This is a genomic window from Burkholderia sp. RS01 (assembly GCF_039748055.1).
In the GTDB taxonomy this organism is placed as follows: Bacteria; Actinomycetota; Actinomycetes; order Actinomycetales; family Micrococcaceae; genus Arthrobacter.
The window spans coordinates 17,784-35,283 of the sequence record NZ_JBDLAK010000002.1 but is presented as its reverse complement, the minus strand read 5'-3'; the positions used below and the strand labels follow the sequence as shown (position 1 = coordinate 35,283).

Annotated in this window: 15 protein-coding genes; 6 read left to right on the top strand and 9 right to left on the bottom strand. The window is 68.3% G+C overall.

Features of this window, described 5'->3' with window-relative positions; all coding sequences use genetic code 11:
* Window positions 1–28 precede the first annotated feature (28 nt).
* The gene (locus tag ABFP37_RS02125) at window positions 29–700 is read left to right on the top strand and encodes a trimeric intracellular cation channel family protein (RefSeq protein WP_078029785.1); all 672 of its coding nucleotides are present in this window, start codon (window positions 29–31) and stop codon (window positions 698–700) included.
* Between the two features lie 14 nt (window positions 701–714).
* Window positions 715–1,140, top strand: coding sequence for a hypothetical protein (locus ABFP37_RS02120; RefSeq protein WP_078029786.1), 426 nt, complete (start codon window positions 715–717; stop codon window positions 1,138–1,140).
* 154 nt (window positions 1,141–1,294) lie between these two features.
* Here the strand turns inward: ABFP37_RS02120 and ABFP37_RS02115 are convergent, their stop codons facing one another.
* The 4 genes from ABFP37_RS02115 to ABFP37_RS02100 all read right to left on the bottom strand — a co-directional run bounded on the left by ABFP37_RS02115 (window position 1,295) and on the right by ABFP37_RS02100 (window position 5,773).
* The gene (locus ABFP37_RS02115) at window positions 1,295–2,134 is read right to left on the bottom strand and encodes a type IV toxin-antitoxin system AbiEi family antitoxin domain-containing protein (protein ID WP_078029787.1); all 840 of its coding nucleotides are present in this window, start codon (window positions 2,132–2,134) and stop codon (window positions 1,295–1,297) included.
* Between the two features lie 404 nt (window positions 2,135–2,538).
* Window positions 2,539–3,639, bottom strand: a complete 1,101-nt coding sequence (locus ABFP37_RS02110) for a polyprenyl synthetase family protein (RefSeq protein ID WP_078029788.1) — start codon at window positions 3,637–3,639, stop codon at window positions 2,539–2,541.
* A gap of 9 nt (window positions 3,640–3,648) precedes the next feature.
* Window positions 3,649–4,983: a geranylgeranyl reductase family protein gene (locus tag ABFP37_RS02105; protein WP_347032593.1), complete on the bottom strand. Its 1,335-nt coding sequence runs from the start codon at window positions 4,981–4,983 to the stop codon at window positions 3,649–3,651.
* A 4-nt stretch (window positions 4,984–4,987) separates the two neighbouring features.
* Window positions 4,988–5,773 carry a demethylmenaquinone methyltransferase gene (locus ABFP37_RS02100; RefSeq protein WP_078029789.1) on the bottom strand — a complete coding sequence of 262 codons (786 nt, stop codon included), beginning with the start codon at window positions 5,771–5,773 and terminating at the stop codon, window positions 4,988–4,990.
* A gap of 175 nt (window positions 5,774–5,948) precedes the next feature.
* Here ABFP37_RS02100 and ABFP37_RS02095 point away from each other — a divergent pair, with 175 nt between their 5' ends.
* From ABFP37_RS02095 to ABFP37_RS02080, 4 genes are all read left to right on the top strand, one after another.
* Complete coding sequence (locus ABFP37_RS02095) at window positions 5,949–7,322, top strand: isochorismate synthase (RefSeq protein ID WP_347032592.1); 1,374 nt, start codon at window positions 5,949–5,951, stop codon at window positions 7,320–7,322.
* Between the two features lie 252 nt (window positions 7,323–7,574).
* The gene (locus tag ABFP37_RS02090; protein ID WP_347032591.1) at window positions 7,575–8,384 is read left to right on the top strand and encodes an ABC transporter substrate-binding protein; all 810 of its coding nucleotides are present in this window, start codon (window positions 7,575–7,577) and stop codon (window positions 8,382–8,384) included.
* Window positions 8,385–8,491: 107 nt separating this feature from the next.
* Window positions 8,492–9,277: an amino acid ABC transporter permease gene (locus ABFP37_RS02085; RefSeq protein WP_347032590.1), complete on the top strand. Its 786-nt coding sequence runs from the start codon at window positions 8,492–8,494 to the stop codon at window positions 9,275–9,277.
* Window positions 9,278–9,288: 11 nt separating this feature from the next.
* Window positions 9,289–10,092: an amino acid ABC transporter ATP-binding protein gene (locus tag ABFP37_RS02080; RefSeq protein WP_347032589.1), complete on the top strand. Its 804-nt coding sequence runs from the start codon at window positions 9,289–9,291 to the stop codon at window positions 10,090–10,092.
* A gap of 107 nt (window positions 10,093–10,199) precedes the next feature.
* On the opposite strand, the gene ABFP37_RS02075 is transcribed toward ABFP37_RS02080, so the two are convergent.
* From ABFP37_RS02075 to ABFP37_RS02055, 5 genes are all read right to left on the bottom strand, one after another.
* Complete coding sequence (locus tag ABFP37_RS02075; RefSeq protein WP_347032588.1) at window positions 10,200–11,150, bottom strand: type IV toxin-antitoxin system AbiEi family antitoxin domain-containing protein; 951 nt, start codon at window positions 11,148–11,150, stop codon at window positions 10,200–10,202.
* A gap of 204 nt (window positions 11,151–11,354) precedes the next feature.
* Complete coding sequence (menD, locus tag ABFP37_RS02070; protein ID WP_347032587.1) at window positions 11,355–13,199, bottom strand: 2-succinyl-5-enolpyruvyl-6-hydroxy-3-cyclohexene-1-carboxylic-acid synthase; 1,845 nt, start codon at window positions 13,197–13,199, stop codon at window positions 11,355–11,357.
* Between the two features lie 173 nt (window positions 13,200–13,372).
* Window positions 13,373–15,463, bottom strand: a complete 2,091-nt coding sequence (locus ABFP37_RS02065; RefSeq protein WP_347032586.1) for a PhoX family phosphatase — start codon at window positions 15,461–15,463, stop codon at window positions 13,373–13,375.
* A 160-nt stretch (window positions 15,464–15,623) separates the two neighbouring features.
* Window positions 15,624–16,676 carry an o-succinylbenzoate synthase gene (locus tag ABFP37_RS02060; RefSeq protein ID WP_347032585.1) on the bottom strand — a complete coding sequence of 351 codons (1,053 nt, stop codon included), beginning with the start codon at window positions 16,674–16,676 and terminating at the stop codon, window positions 15,624–15,626.
* Window positions 16,677–16,806: 130 nt separating this feature from the next.
* Window positions 16,807–17,466, bottom strand: a complete 660-nt coding sequence (locus tag ABFP37_RS02055; protein WP_078029795.1) for a class I SAM-dependent methyltransferase — start codon at window positions 17,464–17,466, stop codon at window positions 16,807–16,809.
* Between the last annotated feature and the right edge of the window lie 34 nt (window positions 17,467–17,500).

The following is a 17,500-nucleotide window of genomic DNA, read 5'->3' as shown; positions in this document are numbered from 1 at the left end:
CGCCCCTTGAAATTAGCCGGGACGCTCCATGACATTCCCTTTTGACATCGCCCTGGTTTGGCTGGACCTGGCCGGCGTCTTTTTCTTCGCAGTCTCCGGCTCCCTGCTCGCGGCGCGGAAACAGTTCGACATCATCGGCTCCCTGCTGCTCGCGTCCCTGGTGTCGCTGGGCGGCGGCGTGATCCGCGACATCATCATCAACTCCGGACCGCCGGCGGCCTTCACCAACCCCGCGTACCTCGCGCCGCCGCTGCTGGCCACGGTGCTGGTGTACTTCCTGTTCTCCAGCGTGCAGCGCTTCACGTCGCTGCTGACCCTGTTCGACGCCGGCGGCCTGGCCCTGTTCTGCATTACGGGCACGCTGAAGGCGCTGTCCTCCGGGATGAATCCCGTCGCGGCAGTGCTGCTGGGGGTCACGACGGCGGTGGGCGGGGGCCTGCTGCGCGACATCACCGCCAATGAGGTGCCACAGCTGTTCGATGCCAGGGACCTCTACGCCCTGCCCGCGTTCACCGGCGCGGCGCTGACCACAGTGCTGTGGGTTTCGGGGTCATTCAATGCGCTCTCCGCGTGTGCCGTGGCGGCCGTTGTTTTCACCTTCCGCGTGCTGGCCTGGCGCCGCTCGTGGCACGTTCCGCTGGCCGTGCGCGGGTGGCACCGGCTGGGGCTGGACAGCGGCAATTCGAGGGGCCGGGATTAGCTAGGATAAGAGCCATGACTGACATGTTCCTCGAGAAGTTCCGCGAGCTAGTTCCGAAGTATCTCGAAGACGAATGGCAGGAAGAGGACGGGCTACCGGCCGACGAGCTCGATTCCGCCCTTGCCGAGCATCAGTTCACCATCCCGCTTGTGCTCCGCGAGTTCTACCTGGCCCTCGGCGGCTGCGAGGACCTCATGGAGGCCTACCACTACTTCTGGGACCCCGAGGAACTCGAAGTGGACGACGACGGCTTCCTCATGTTCCTTGAGGACGAGGAAGAGCAGTTCACCTGGGGCTTCCGCGTGGCCGACCTCAGCGTCCCGGACCCCATCGTGTACCGCCGCAACAACCTCCGCGGCCAGTGGAAGAGCGAAGAAGGCACGTTCTCGGAGTTCGTGTTCGACATGTTCGACTGGGCCTTCAACGAGGACGACGACTAAAGCCCTGTCCGGCCGCACCCTCGCCTTGGTTGCGGCCGCGCGCCGTCCTGACCCTGTTTGGCCGCCGACGGGCCGCGGCTCGCCGCTGAGCCTGCGTGTCTTGGGGCCCGCGGCGGCAAAGAGGGTCACGACGGCGGCACTCACCTGGGGGGGGTCACTCGGGTGCGAACCTTCCCAATGCCCGCAGACGGAGCACCGCCAGGACCTGTTCCACCATGGCCTCGGGGTGATACACCACGTCGTCGTAGTAATAGCGCAGTGTGAGACGGCCCCCGAGCATGCCGGCATTGTTCCGCCGATTATCCTTCTTGACCTGCCGGGGTTCAAAGTGCGTGGAGCCGTCCAGTTCCACCACCAGACATTCCTCAACCAGGCAATCCACCTCGCCCACCCCCGGGAGGTGGACGTGCATACGGACCTTGAGGCCGGCGCGGATGAAGTGCGTATGGGCCAGTATCTCCAGCACGGAGTCCGCTCGCGGAATCAACAGATCCAGCACTGCCCGGGCGCGGCCGTTCCTGTTCCCGACGAGTTTGCTCCGCAGGAAGTCGGAGGAAATCTGGCCTCGGCCGGTGGCTGACTGCACTAAGGCCAGCGCTTCGAGCTCCGGCAGGCACCTCATCGCATGAAGAAGCACATCAGCCAGGCCCGCCACCGGATAGGCCGGGTCGGGGTCGTGCGTACACGGTGCATGGTCAATCACCCCCGGCTTTGGAACACCGTTGCCGCAGCTCAGGTGCACTTCTTGCGGCGGATGCAGGGCCCACAGGCTGTAGAACCGCGCTGCCGACACACAGGTGAGCCGGCTGTTGTACCTGAAGGCGGCCAGGACGCCGTCGTCCGCGTTGTGCAGCGCGTACACTCCCCGCAGCGGCCGGTGCAGGCGCCCGGCGTCAACGCCAGCCTCGAGGGTGCGCCGGAGGAAGCCGGCTCGCATGAGCTCGCTTCTCCGGGCCGCTCCCCCGCGTCGCGCCAGGAAGGTCTGAAGGTCCATCACTCCACGGTCCCTGCACTCGGCGGGGATGGGGAGCCGTGGACTTACCTATGTGCACAACCCAACCCGGATCCGTCGTGACCCACTTCCCCGGACGACTGCTGACGGCGCGCCACCCCATCGGCGTGTCCTCCACGGACGGAGACCAAACAAGGTCAGGACGGCGCGGCAGGGCAGCCCAAGCAGTGTGACACGCCCATTAACAACAGATTTGAAATGTGTGACAAAACTGTCATAGACTGTTCACGGATCCACTAAATGCCTCCGGTGGATCTGATGCGAACGGAGAAACGGCCCCGGTTCCACGCAGCGTATGACTCGTAACGCTGCAGGGAACCGGGGCCGTTCCGTTTGAGCCACCGAGGCCAGCCAAGCCGGGCGAATCCGCCCGGGCGGCCAGGGCCTTAGCTCGCGCGGTCCACCACGGCCCGGGCGAAGCTGGTCAGCGAATCCTTCACGACGCCCTCGGGCAGCGGCGCCAGCGCGGCAATGGCCTCGTCGGCCCACGCGCGGGCAACGACCCAGGACTCGGCGGTGACGGGGTGCTCGCGCAGCCCGGCAACGGCGTCGGCGAGGGCTGCGTCGGAGGAGAGGTCGCCGTCGATCAGCTTAAGAAGTTCGACGGCGGACTGGTCGCCCTGCGTCGCGGCGTTGCGCAGGAGCAGAACCGGCAGCGTGGGGACGCCCTCGCGCAGGTCGGTTCCCGGGGACTTGCCGGACTTGACCTTGACGCCGGTGACGTCGATGACGTCGTCGGCCAGCTGGAAGGCCACGCCAACCTTTTCGCCGTACTGCACCAAGACGTCCTCGTAGGCTTCGTCGGCGCCGGCAAAGATCGCACCGAGCTGGCCCGAGGCCGCCACCAGGGAGCCGGTCTTGTCTGCGATGACCGACAGGTAGTGCTCCACCGGGTCCTCGTCCGGTCGCGGGCCCACGGTTTCGTGCAGCTGGCCCAGGCACAGCCGCTCGAAGGTGCGCGCCTGGATGCCCAGGGCGCGGGAGCCCAGCTCGGAGACGAGGATGGAGGCGCGGGCAAAGATGAGGTCGCCGGTGAGGACAGCCACGGAGTTGCCCCAGACCTCGTGCGCCGTGGGGGCGCCGCGGCGGAAGGGCGCGGAGTCCATGACGTCGTCGTGGTACAGCGTGGCCAGGTGGGTCAGCTCAACGACGACGGCGGCCTGCACCACGGCGGGCAGCGACGCGTCACCGAGGTGTGCGCAGAGCAGGGTCAGCAGGGGGCGGATGCGCTTGCCGCCGGCTTCCACCAGGTGACGCGACGTTGCGTCTGCCAGGGGGTCGGAGTTGGCGATGGCCTCGCGCAGCTTCTTCTCCACGCGGGCCAGGTTGTTGGTGATCGCAGGCCCGAGTTCGGGGTCGCCCGCGATGGCCGCGAAGCCTGCCGGCAGCTGGAGCCCGGTGGCGATGGCGGTGGTGTTGAGGCTGGGTTCGGAGGCCGGCAGGCCATGCCCGGCGTGCGTCCAGCTGTGGTTCGCGGAGTTGGTCACGGGTTAACCCTAACTTTTTGTTGCGGAAACCGCTGATTTGAGGCCTGACGGGGCATGGGCGGACGTATTGGAGGTGGCGGGCACCAGCAGTTCCAGGACCCGGATCACGCGGTCTTCGAAGCCTTTGGCGGCCGGGTCGGTCAGGTTGGCCAGGAGCCGGACCACGAAGCGCATGAGCACGGGGATGGGCATTCCGGTCCGCAGCGCGAGCTTCATCACCGCGGGCTTGCCGATCAGCGCGGCAAAGGCCCGGCCGAGCGTGAAGTGCGATCCCCACTGCTCCCGCACGTAGTCCGCGTACCCCGCGAGGCGGGCGTCGGCGTCGTGCGCGGTCCAGCCGGCAGAAGCGGACCGGGCCGCGGCGTCGATGATGAACTCGGCCGCAAAGCGGGCGGACTCCATGGCATAGGAGATGCCCTCGCCGTTGAACGGGGACACCATGCCGCCGGCGTCGCCGAGGAGCAGCAGGCCCGGCGAGTAGTGCGGTGTGCGGTTGAAGCCCATGGGCAGGGCGGCGCCGCGGATCTCGCCCACCTGGTTTTCCGGCGTGAAACCCCATTCGGCGGGCATGCCGGCGGTCCATTCGCGGAGCACCTGCTTGTAGTCCAGCTTGCCGAATTCCTTGGACGAGTTGAGGATGCCGAGGCCCACGTTGGACGTGCCGTCGCCCGCGCCGAACACCCAGCCGTAGCCGGGCAGCAGCTTGCCGTCGCGGCCGGGGAGCTCCAGCCAGCCCTCCATCCAGTCGTCGTCGTGGCGCGGGGAGGTGAAGTACGTGCGCACGGCGACGCCGAGGGGGCGGTCGTCCCGTTTCTGGATGCCGAGGGACACCGCGGTGCGGGTGGAGTTTCCGTCCGCCGCGAGGACGACGTCGGCCGTGAAGTCGCGCGTCTCCCCCGTCTTGCGTCCGGACTCGTCCAGGAGCGCTGCGCGGACGCCGGCCACGCGGCCGTCCTCACCGCGGAGCGCTTCGGTGACGCTGTGGCATTCCAGCACGGCGGCGCCCGCGGACTGGGCATGGCGGGCCAGCTCCTCGTCGAAGCCGAGCCGCGTGCGGATCAGCCCGTACTGCGGAAAGTCGGACACTTCAGGCCAGGGCAGTTCGATGGAGCGGCCGCCGGCGAGCAGGCGCAGGCCCTTGTTCCGGCGCCAGCCGTCCGCTTCGGGGTGCGGCAGGCCGAGCTTCTGGATCTCCCGGACGGCCCGCGGGGTGAGGCCGTCACCGCACACCTTTTCGCGCGGAAAGCTGGTTTTTTCCAGCACCGTGACGTCGATGCCGGCCTTGGCGAGGTAGTACGCGGCGGTGGACCCGGCCGGGCCCGCGCCGACAATCAGTACCTTCACAGTGTCAGCGGGCGGATCGCGGGATGTTGCGGCGCAGCTTGGCCACCGGGCCCGTGTGGGCGGCGATGGCGGCAGCCCCGCCGTCGGGGGTGGAATCGAGGGGCTTGTGGGCGCGGTGGACCGCCACGATGCCGCCGCTCAGGTTGCGGTACGTGACGCCTTCCCAGCCGGATTCCTGCAGCCACGCCGCGAGGTGGTCCTGGTCCGGCCAGGCGCGGATGGATTCGGCGAGGTAGACGTAGGCGTCCGGGTTCGAGGACACCTTCACGGCGATGGCCGGGAGGGCCCGCATGAGGTATTCGGTGTACATGGTGCGCCACAGCGGGACCACGGGCTGGGAGAACTCGGCGATGACCAGCTTGCCGCCCGGCTTGGTCACCCGGAGCATCTCGGCCAGGGCCTTCTTGGGCTCGTTGACGTTGCGCAGGCCGAAGGAGATGGTGCTGGCGTCGAAGGTGTTGTCCGCGAACGGCAGGTTGGTCGCGTCGCCGGCGATGAAGTCGATGTCCGGGCGGCGGCGCTTACCCACCTTGAGCATGCCGAGCGAGAAGTCGCAGGCCACCACGTCTATGCCGGCATCGGCATATGGCTCGCTGGAGGTTCCCGTGCCGGCCGCAAGGTCCAGCACGCGCTGGCCGGGCCGCACATCCATGGCCTCGACCACAACCTTGCGCCACCGGCGCGTCTGCCCCATGGACAGGACATCGTTGACGACGTCGTACTTCGGTGCGACGTCGTCAAACATCGTGGCTACTTCGTCCGGACGCTTATCCAAGGATGCTCGGTTCACCCTGACAATCTACCCGAATCTACTGTGAGGTACTTGTAGGTACTTAGCGGACCGTTGCCGTCAACCACTTTCAAGTACCTAGCGGACCGTTGCCGCCGCCGGGCGTGGTGCGCTGAGCCGGAGGTACTTAAAGGTACCGAGGGGGCTAAGTAGAACAGAGTACTGTTGACCCATCATGACCAGAACGCTCCGCACCTTGACAGTCCCTTTGGATGGAGAATCGACTCCCGGGGGGCTGCCGTCGTATCTGGTGCGGGACGACGTCCTCTGCTGGACCCGCCGCGAGGCCGGCCTGGTGGGCTTCGGCGAGGTGGCCCGGTTCACGGCCACGGGACCCGAACGGTTCCTCGAGGCGGACATCTGGTGGCGGCACCTGGTCATCGAAGCCGAGATCACCGACCACGTGGAGTGCCCCGGCACCGGCCCGGTCGCGTTCGGCTCGTTCGCGTTCTCCAAGGTTTCCGCCCACGAGTCCCGGCTGATCGTGCCGGAGATCGTGGTGGGCGTCCGGGACGGCCGCACCTGGCTCACCCAGATCAAGGCCGACGACGGCGAACTCACCGAAGCGGGCGCCCTCGCCGCACTGGCGGGGTGGCTGGAGTCGCCGGCCCCTTCCGGGGCTCCCGGCGCCGCTACCCCCGGCCGCGACATGCCCGGCGGCGACCTGCCCGCGGACGCGGGTGCCGCGGTCGTACGTCCGGGACCCGCCACGCTGGAGACCGGTTCCCTGAGCGAAGCGGACTGGATGGCCGCCGTCGCCGCCGGGGTTGCCGAGATCCGCACGGGCCGGCTGGAAAAGCTGGTGCTGGCGCGGGACGTGGTGGCCACGGTGCCGGAGGGCGTCAATGCGGCGGAGGTGCTGCGGCAGCTGGCCGTGCGGTACCGCGAGTGCTGGACATACGGCGTAGACGGGCTCGTGGGCGCCACTCCGGAGATGCTGATCCAGGTGGAGGGCCGCACTGCCCAAGCGCGCGTGCTGGCGGGAACCCTGGACCGGCGCGATGCCCTGGGCGAGGCCGGGCTGCCCCTGGACTACGCCGAGCGGGTCCTGGCCGGCTCCGAGAAGCAGCGGCACGAACACGAGATCGCGATCCAGTCGCTGACCACCCAGCTTGCGCCGTTCTCCGAGGCCATGAACGCACACAGCGAACCGTTCATCCTGGAGCTGCCCAATGTGTGGCACCTGGCATCGGACGTCAAGGCTGAGCTCACGGAGGTAGAGGGCCACGTCCCCACGTGCCTGGCCCTGATCAATGCGCTCCACCCCACGGCGGCCGTGTGCGGCACCCCCACGCAGGTGGCCGGTGCACTGATCCGCAAGCTCGAGCATTTGGACCGCGGGCCGTACGCCGGGCCGGTGGGGTGGCTCGATGCCGCGGGGAACGGCGAATGGGGCATCGCCCTGCGCGGAGCCGTTATCGAATCGCCGAACACCGTCCGGTTATATGCCGGCTGCGGAATAGTCGAGGGGTCGCACCCGGAGGCCGAGCTGGCGGAGACGTGGGCCAAGTTCCGCCCGATGCTGGAATCGCTGGGCATCAGCAGCTAGCGCGGTCCACAGCTGCCGGCCCGGCTGCCGGCCTGGAGTGCAGGCGGCGCGGGACTGGGCTACAGGGGCGGGGTGGCGTAGATTGACAAGAGTCCGGGATTCCAGACACGCGACGGCGCCAAGGTCTTGATATCGGGTGTGATTTAGTTATCCAATAGTGAAACTAAGTTTCCTGTGATGCATATCTCTTATTCAGAGATACACTATAAGCCGCTTTAGACCCGCATACTCCTGCAACAAAAGGTAAGAAACATGCAGCTCAAGTCCCTTGCCACGGCCAAGCTCAGCGCGAAGGCCGCCGCGATCCTCGCTGTCGGGGCCCTCAGCCTCACCGCATGCGGCGGTGGCGGCTCGACTCCCGCGGCAAGCAGCAGCACTGGCAGCGTTCAGCTGATCAACGCCGGCAAGCTCACTGTCTGCTCGGACATCCCCTACGAGCCGTTCGAATTCCAGAAGGACGGCAAGAACGTCGGCTTCGACATGGACATCGCGGCCGAGCTCGCCAAGGACATGAAGGCGGAGCTCAACGTGGTGGACAGCTCCTTCGAGGCCATTGAGACCGGAACGGCCCTGACCCAGTGCGACGTCTCGATCTCCTCCATCTCCATCACCGACACCCGCAAGTCCGTCATGGACTTCTCCAGCCCGTACCTGAACGATGACCTGACCCTGGTTGCCACCGAGGCTTCCGGCATCACCAACATCGACAGCGCCAAGGGCAAGAAGGTGGGCGTCCAGCAGGCCACCACCGGTGCGCAGTACGCCAAGGACAAGGGCCTCGACGCGCAGCAGTTCGAGGACACCGGCCTCCTGGTCCAGGCGCTCAAGGCAGGCACCATCGACGCCGCGCTCGGCAACCAGTCGGTCCTCGGCTACGCCATCAAGGACGATGCCAAGATCAAGCGCGTCGAAAACTACGCCACCGGTGAGAAGCTCGGCATCGCCATCAAGAAGGGCAACACCGCCATGGCCGATCAGGTCAACTCGACCCTCAAGCGCCTGGCTGACGACGGCTCCTTGAAGAAGTTCGAGACCACCTGGTTCGGCGAACCAGCCAAGTAGCCAGCGCTTCGGCCTGAGACCTTCGCAGCCGGGGCCCCGTTCAGGATCTGCTTAGCGGTCCGTGCGGGGCCTCAACTGCGCAAAACGAATGTGAGCACACCATGGCAATGACCGCACGTCAACGAGCCAAAGTCAGTCTGTACATCCAGGCCGGAATCTTCATCGTGGCCATAGCCGCGCTGATTCTTGCCACGGACTGGAAGACCGTAGGCAACAGCGTCTTCAACTTCGGCAAGATCGGCCCGATGTTCCCCGGAATCATCGTGGTGGGCCTGAAGAACACCCTGATTTACACCGCCTTGGCGTTTGTCGTCGGCCTTTCGGGCGGCCTCCTGCTGGCACTGATGAAGCTTTCCACTTTCCCCGTGTACCGCTGGATCGCCACCGGCTACATCGAGTTCTTCCGCGGCGTCCCGGCGCTGCTGGTGTTCATTGCGTTCGGCTACGGCGTCCCCCTGGCCTTTGGTGTCTCCTGGGACGTCAACGTTGTGGTGATGGTGTCCCTCGGCATGGTTGCATCCGCCTACATCGCAGAGACCCTCCGCGCCGGCCTGCAGGCCGTCCCCAAGGGACAGATGGAAGCCGCGCGGTCCCTTGGCATGCCGATGTGGCGGGCCATGGTCACCATCGTGATCCCGCAGGCCTTCCGGATCGTGCTGCCGCCGCTGACCAACGAGGTCATCCTGCTGACCAAGGACTCCTCGCTGATCTACGTGCTGGGCCTCACCGCCTCGCAGTACGAGCTCACCAAGTTCGGCCGCGACGGCATCTCCAGCCTGGGCGCGGGCCTCACGCCACTCCTGGTGGCCGGTGCGTTCTACCTGGTGATCACCATCCCGCTGAGCCTCCTGGCCCGGAAGTTCGAAAGCCGCTCCGCGCGGACCAAGCGATAGGCAGAGAAGTCATGAACGACGTCGTAATTCCCTCCCGCAACCACAGCGGGCCCGTCCATGCCGCCGGAGTCTCCATCAAGGACCTGCGCAAGTCCTACGGCTCCAACGAGGTCCTCAAGGGCATCAGCCTGGATGTTGCCCCGGGTGAGGTTGTCTGCCTGATCGGCCCGTCCGGCTCGGGCAAGTCCACGCTGCTGCGCTGCGTCAACCTCCTGGAGCAGCCGAACGAGGGCACCATCCACGTGGGCGGCTTCGAGGCCACGGACCTGGACGTGGACATCGACAAGATGCGCCGCAAGGTGGGCATGGTGTTCCAGCAGTTCAACCTGTTCCCCCACCTGAACGCGCTGCGCAACTGCAGCATCGCGCAGACCAAGGTGCTCAAGCGCTCCCAGGCCGAAGCGGACAAAGTGGCCCAGGCCAACCTTGACCGCGTGGGCCTGGGGCACCTCGCGGACCGCTTCCCGGACCAGCTCTCCGGCGGCCAGCAGCAGCGCGTGGCCATCGCCCGGGCGCTGAGCATGGACCCGGAACTGATGCTCTTCGACGAGCCGACCTCGGCCCTGGACCCGGAGACGGTGGGCGACGTCCTCTCCGTCATGCGGAACCTGGCCAAGGAAGGCATGACCATGCTGGTGGTCACGCACGAGATGGGCTTCGCCCGCGAAGTGGCGGACCGCGTGGTGTTCATGGACGGCGGCGTGGTGGTGGAGGAAGGCGTGGCCGAACGTGTCATCAGCAGCCCCACCCAGGGCCGCACCAAGGAGTTCCTCAAGCGCGTGCTCGACCCGACGCACATCGAGATCTCGGAGTAGGTTTTCGCCTGGCGCTGCGCTTTTCGGCCGGCGCTGCGCAAATGCCCTGACGCTACTGGAATTCCGGTAGCGCCGGGGCATTTGCGCGTCATGGGGCAATTTGCGCATCAGCCGGCTGACCGAGCACGACGGCGGGGCACGCCGGCCGCCGCCAGCTTCCGTTCCAGCCGCCCGGGGGTCATCAGGTCCGGCCAGATCCACCGGACCACGGCACGTCCGGTCGCCCGGATCCTGTCCTCCCTGTACTTTTCATCGACCACGGCCTGAGACGGGCTCCGGCCCTGGAGGTACTCCGGCTTCACATACTTGTCGACGCCGTCGAACTCGCCGGCGACCCTCACGCCGCCCCAGTAATAGTCCGTGTAGCCAACGAGCCCGTCGGCATCGCGGACCTCGTACTGCAGGACGGGCGGCTCAAAACCGCCAACGCGCATGAGGGCACGGCCGTACGACTCTCCCGCCGAGCCGGAGAGCGGGTCCGCGAAGTCAACGGCCGCCGCGATCCTGCGGGCCGCCGCGGACGTGTAGTTTCCTTCTACTCCGGCCAGAAGCGTTTCCTTGGACAAAGCCGGTAACCCCCTCGCCGTGTCCGGCCTGAGCACGTGGTCCAGCGGCACAATGGCCTCGGCAAAGGTCGTGAACGCCGCCAGATCCAGGACGGTGCGTACCCGTCCGGTGACCAGCAGTCCCTCGCGCCGGACCGCCGTCAGGCCTGCCGGGTCTGCGTAGTGCCGTCGGACACCGGCACGGGACCGGCCGCCGTCGTTCTGGAGGGTCAGGGCGTGCACTTCCTGCCGGCCGACCGTGGGAATGCCCCAGACGCTGGCCGCGGAATGGCGGGCAAACACCGTGGGCGCACCGCAGGTCTCCGCTGCCGCATTCACCCGCAGCCGGTACTGCTCCCAGGGTTTGAGGGCATGCCATGCTGCCCCATCCACGTAGACGCCGTGCCGAATCCTGACCAGCGCACCGGCGCTGGAGCGACGCGCGAGGTCCTTGGGTGCCAGCCCCTGCTGGATGTGGTCACGGGCAAGAATCAGCCGCGGTAAGCCGGTCATGGGCAGTTCCCTCATGCATGGAACATTCGCAGCTTTGGGCAGGGCCGAACAGCGGAGATCAGGGCTATGTGGAAATCCGTCCGCCGCCCGCTGATGACGCGCATCCTGCTCCGCGACGCGCCTCCTGCTTCGCGACGCGGACCTTACCCGGCGCCCATGGAATTCCCGTAGCGCCGGGTATTTTCTGCGTCGCCAGGCGGAAAGCTACTCCGCGAGCACACCCTCGACGGCTGCGCTGATCGCGGCCTTGATCCGCCGGTGCAGCGCCCGCAGCTCGTGCCGGTCCGTGCGAACCTCGATGATGGTGCGGCCCGCGAACGGTGCGGCAAGCGCTTCGGCCAGTCCCGCCGTCGTACTGACCGCGCAGTGCCCGACGCCGTACGCTGCGGCGAGTGCCGCGATATCCACTGAGTGGGGGGTGCCGAAGAGGCGTTCGACGGCGTCTCCGTAGCCGCCAGCCTCGGCCACCGCGCCGTGCTCCAGGAGGCTGAAGATGGCGCCGCCGGAGTCGTTGAGCACCACAATCCGGAGCTGCGGCTCTCCCTCGCCGGCGCCGAGGAGCAGGCCGCCGGCGTCGTGCAGGAACGTGACGTCGCCAAGGAGCAGGGTGGTTTCCTGGCGGCCGCCGAGCGCGATGCCCGTGGCGGTCGAGATGGTGCCGTCGATCCCGGCGAGGCCGCGGTTGGCGAAGACGGTGGCGGCCGGTTCCGGGACGGGCTGGCCGGCGAGGTCGACGTCACGGATGCCGTTGGAGGAACCGAGGACCAGCTGGCCGCGGGAATGCTGCCACACCAGGGCGCCCACCGACGGTCCGGTCGCGGCGTCGGCGGAGGCGAGCACCCCGTCGACGGCATGCTGGGCCGCGGCGCCGGCGAGCAGCCACGCATCAAGCCACGCCGAGGAGCCGCGCCCCGCGAACTCGGCGAGTTCGGTCAGGCTGGCGATCGGCGTTTCGCGGCGCCGCCCGGGCTCGTACCAGCCCACCGGAACGGGTTCGTAGAGGGCGGCGGGGACCTCGGTCCGGGCCAGCAGCGCCGAGACGGGACGCGAAAGTGTGGGGCGTCCGAAGACCACGACGCGCTCGATCGGCAGCACCGAGTCCGGTCCGAAGTGCTCGAGCAGCAGCCGGTAGGGGCCCACGGCGTTCGGGCCGAAGCGTGAGTTGGACGACGGCTCGGCCAGCAGCGGCAGGCTGTGGGCGCGGGCGAAGGCTTCGGCGACGGGCCCGGCGTCGTGCCCGGCCAGCACCACGGTGCGCAGCTCCGGGAGGTCGGCCGTGGCATGGGTCAGCGCCATGGTGAGCGGCTCGGTGGCGATCCGGAACGTGCTGCGGCCGTGCTGCTCCGGCAGCCGCTCCCCCGGCTCGGGAACCAGCGGATCCCGGAAGGCGAGATTGAGCTGGACGGGCCCTGGCGGCGTGTCCTCAAAGGCCCCCGTGGCCGCTGCCAGGGCGGTATCGACGGCGCGCTGCGGGCTGTCGCCGGCGGGCACATCGACGGCGAAACGCACGTGCTCGCCGAAAAGGTCCAGCTGGACGGTGGTCTGGTTGGCGCCGGTTCCGCGGAGCTCCTCCGGCCGGTCGGCGGAGACCACCACGAGCGGCACGGCCGCGTGGTTGGCTTCCATGACTGCGGGCATGAGGTTTCCGACGGCGGTCCCGGACGTGGTCAGCACGGCAACCGGTGCTCCGGTGGCCAGCGCGAGACCCAAGGCGGTGAAGCCGGCCGAGCGCTCGTCGATCCGGACCAGCAGCTCCACCTTCCCGGCCGCTGATGCCTCGGCCAGCGCGTACGCCATGGGCGCGGAACGCGAGCCCGGGGCAACCACGACGAACCGGACACCGCCGTCGAGCATTGCAGCGACGGCGACCCGTGCCGCACCCAGCGAGGTCAGCGTGTGCTGCGGCCCTGCGGCGGGGTTCACGGTTGCGGCTGGGTTCACCGTTGCGGCGGGGTTCACGGCAGCGGCGGCCAGCGCGGCGGGGTCACCGGTACCCAGCGCTGGCGCGGGATCGGCGGTGGAAGGCTCGGTCTGGTCCTCGGAAGTCACCGAACCAGTCTGCCACCATCCAAACCCTGCATCACATCCTGCCGCTTAACCCACGACGCTCCTGCACCTCGGCGGCGTAAGCAGCTTGAGTGCAGGAGCGTTGGGCACGAAACCGCAGGATGTGCGGGAGGGCGAGCCAAAAAGCCCGCCGCAAGTGGGAGAGACCGGGAACCCTAGGCCTCGATGCGGGAAACCTGGATCACGGCCGGGCGCGGGGCGCGGACCTGGCCGGGCTTCGGCGCGGCACCTGCCGGCACGTAGTCCGGGAAGTACGAGTGGGGCTCCGCGAAGGTGCCTTCCTCGCCCGGGTGCTGGACGGAGACGAACACGTGGCCTTCGTCGTCGTGGACGATGGGGCCGCAGGTTTCGGCTTCGCGCGGCACGGCCAGGAACTGTTCGACGCGGCCGCGTTCTGCGCCCTCCACCGTCACCTTGAACAGGCCGTCCGCACGGCCGATGCCCGAGGGGGCGCCGTCGGTGGAGATCCAGAGGTTGCCCACGGAGTCGAACGCCAGGTTGTCCGGGCAGGAGATCGGCGAAACCTGGCCTGCCGGGAAGCCGGAGAAGTAGGTGACGTCGCCCTGCGCCGGATCGCCGCAGACCATCAGGAGGTTCCAGGTGAACTTCCGTGAGGTCTGGTCGCCGGTCTCGGTGATTTCCACGATGTGGCCGTCGCGGTTTTCGTTGCGCGGGTTGACCTCCGTGGCGCCTTCCTTGCCCGGCTTGCCGCGGTCCGAGTTGTTGGTGCAGGCCACGTAGACCTTGCCGGAGCGCAGGCTCGGCTGGACGTCCTCGCAGCGGTCCATCTTGGTGGGGCCCACCTTGTCCGCGGCCAGGCGGGTGTACACAAGGACTTCCTCGACGCTCATGCCGGCAACCATGGACTTGCCGCCGACGACGAGGGGGAGCCATTCGCCCTTGCCGTCGAAGGAACCGTCGGCCGGAACCGTGCCCGTGCCGTCGATCTCGGCGGCGGGTGCGTCGCCGCTGAACTTGGCAACGTACAGGTCACCCTCGGCGAGGAGCGTCATGTTGTGCTTGCGGTCGCCCTCGCGGTACTTGGCCTTGGAGACGAACTTGTAGAGGTAGTCGAAGCGCTCGTCGTCGCCCATGTAGGCCACCACGTGCCCGGACTTCGCCAGGATCACGTTGGCGCCCTCGTGCTTGAATCGGCCCAGGGAGGAGTGCTTCTTCGGCGTGGACGTGGGATCGAACGGGTCGACTTCCACGATCCAGCCGAAGCGGTTGGTTTCGTTCTCGTAGCCGGGGTTGTTGGCGTTAAAGCGCGGGTCGTCCAGTTCCCACTGGCGGCCCGTGGGCTTGTTGGTGAGACCGTAGCGCTTGTCCGAGGCGGACGTGCCCGGGGCCACGAAATAGCCGTTGAAGTTCTCTTCGCCGGAGAGGATGGTGCCCCAGGGGGTGGTGCCGCCGGAGCAGTTGCCGAGCGTGCCCATGATCCAGCGGCCTGCGGGATCGGCCGCGGTCTTGACCAGCGGGGAACCCGCCACGGGGCCGGTCAGCTCGTAGCGGGTGCTGTTCAGGTAGCGGCGGTTGAGGCGGGCGCCCTTGACGTGGCTCCACGGCGTGCTCTTGTTCTTGCGCTCCAGCTCCACAACCGTGAGGCCGTGGGCTGCGGCACCGACGGCGCGCATCTCGGCGGCCGGCATGGTGGCCGGGAACATAATGTTCTCGTTGGTGTACTCGTGGTTTGCGAACAGGACCGCACGGCGTCCCCTGCTGCCCGGGATCTCGAGGATGTCCGAGTAGTCGTTGTTGTAGCCGAACTGGCGCTCCTGGGCCGCGGCCGTCTGGTGGGCGAGATCGAACGCCGGGGCGTCGTTGAAGATGGGGTCGCCCCAGCGGATGACGGGCTGCCAGGTGAAGCCGGCGGGCACGGTCACGGCGTCGACGTCGGATGCGACGGACGGGATGGCCGTGAACTGCAGCTTCGAGGCGCCTGCGCCGTAGCCCTTGGTCGCGGCGGGCGAAAGGCCGGACCCGGCGTCGGCCACTGCGGTTTCGGAGGAGTTGAGGGCACCGCCGAGTACGACGGCGAGCGCGCCGGCGGCGCCGAAGCCCAGGGCGGCGCGGCGCGACAGCGTGGTGGAGGCGATGTCACGGAAGTAGCTGTTGGAGCTGGTGTTGCAGACGTCGCCCGCGCAGGCGTTGTCGCACTTGAGGGCGCACGTGACAGGGCTGCGCTTGCCTTTGGTGTGGCCAAGCATGGGCAGCAGGGCAAACTTGCGTCCGGGGATTTCAGACATGGAGAGAGACCTTCCAAGGTGTGAGATGCGGTCCCGCCTACCCTCCTAGGGGTGAGATGCGGTCTCGCCCACCCTGTCAGCGTTAACCAAAGATGAGAGGACACTCTGGTTAAGCGCTGGTGAACATCACCGGCCCGAACGATGCTGCCCGGACCTGGCGTCACGCAAGCTCGGCGTAGGCCCGGGCCAGCCGCGCGAGCCACCATTTCCTCCGTTCGGGAACAGCGGCATACTGCTCAAGCAGCCCGTCGTCGGCGGCCACATCGCGAAGGCGGATGGCGCCGTCGTCGGCCACGAGTGAATCGGTGGTGACGTCCGCGGCGAGCAGCGAGACCGTCCCCAGTCCGCAGGCGTAAGGCAATTCCGGCAGCGCCGCTGCGAGCGCCAGCCCTGCGCGGATCCCCACCGAGGTATCCAGCGCGGAACTCACGACGGCGGGCATCCCTGCCTGCGCCACGATTTCCAGGGCGCGCCGCACTCCCCCCAGCGGTGCCACCTTCACCACGATCAAGTCGGCGGCGCCGGCGCGGGCCACCTTCAGGGGATCCTCCTCCTTGCGCACGCTTTCATCGGCGGCGATCAGCACGGGCACGCCGTCCGCGCGGAGCCGGCGCCGGACTTCCGCCAGGCCCTCGATGTCCGGCACGGGCTGCTCCGCGTATTCCAGCCCGGCGGCGGCGAGCCGGGTCAGGGCGTCCACCGCCGCCGGCACGTCCCAGCCCCCGTTGGCATCCACGCGGATGGCAGCCTCCGGCAGCTCGTTCCGGACGGCGGCAACCCGGGCGGCGTCGTCGTCGAGGGACTGGCCGGGTTCGGCAACCTTGATCTTGACCGCGTCCACGCGGCCGAACCGGGCCAGGATTTCCGGCACCCGCTCGGCTGGAACGGCCGGCACCGTGGCATTCACCGGGATGCTGGCCCGCAGCGGCTCAGGGAAGCCGTGCCAGCCCGCTTCGATGGCCGACGCGAGCCAGCGGGAGGCCTCGGCATCGCCGTATTCGGGGAAGGCGCCGAACTCGCCCCAGCCCACGGGCCCGCGCAGCAGCAGCGTTTCCCGCTCAAGGATGCCGCGGAACTTCACCCGCATGGGCAGCGCCACCACGCGGGCGCCGTCGAGCAGTGCCTCAAGCGGCGGCATCGCGCTTAGGGGCAGCAGCGGAGAAGCTTGGGACTGCGGGAGCTTGGAGGCCCCGGAAGGCGAAGCGGCAGGCATGATGTCACTGTACCGGTGGGTCCGGACGGTCACTCAGCGCCAATGCGGCTATTGGACAGCCCAGCCAAGGAACCGGTGCAGGCCCCCCAGGCCGCCGTCAACGAGCAGCCGCCCTCACGGCGCACAGCCCTCAGCGGGCCGGGCTCGTCGCGTGGCCCAATATGTGGGCAACCCTCGGCGCCAGCGGATGGCCTCCAAACCCGAAGCGCTCGTTGTCCAGGACACGGAAACCGGCGGCGGTGATAGCTTCCAGCGTGTCCCGGTTGGGGTGGCAGCCGCCCGCAACCCGCTGCCAGGCCGGGGTCAGCAGGTCCTCGGCCGCGGCCAGGACCGGGTTCCCGGATCGGACGTGCTCGTAGTAGGCGAGCGTTCCGCCCGGACGCAGCACCCGGCGGATTTCCGCCAGCACCCTGGCCTGGTCCGCGACGCTGCACAGGACCAGGCTGGTGACCACGGCATCCGCGCCCGCATCGGGAGCCGGGATCTGCTCCGCCACTCCGGCCACCAGGACAACAGGCACGGGAGCCGATTCGGCCCGCCGCCGGGCCAGGGTCCTCAGGTAGTCGTTGGGCTCGATGGCCAGGACGCCGGTCACGGTTCCCGGGTACAGCCCGAACGATGACCCCTCCCCCGCACCGATTTCGATGACGCTCCCGCGCAGGCCGGACAGCAGCCGGCGCCGGTGCTCGGTGCCTCCGCGGCGGTTCATGCCGACGACGGCCCGTGCGTAAGCGCGCGCGAACCGCGTGTGCTGCAGCCCGGCCGGCCCTTCGGATGCGTTCGGGGTCATCAAGGGAACTCTTTCTGTGCGGCCCCCACGCCGG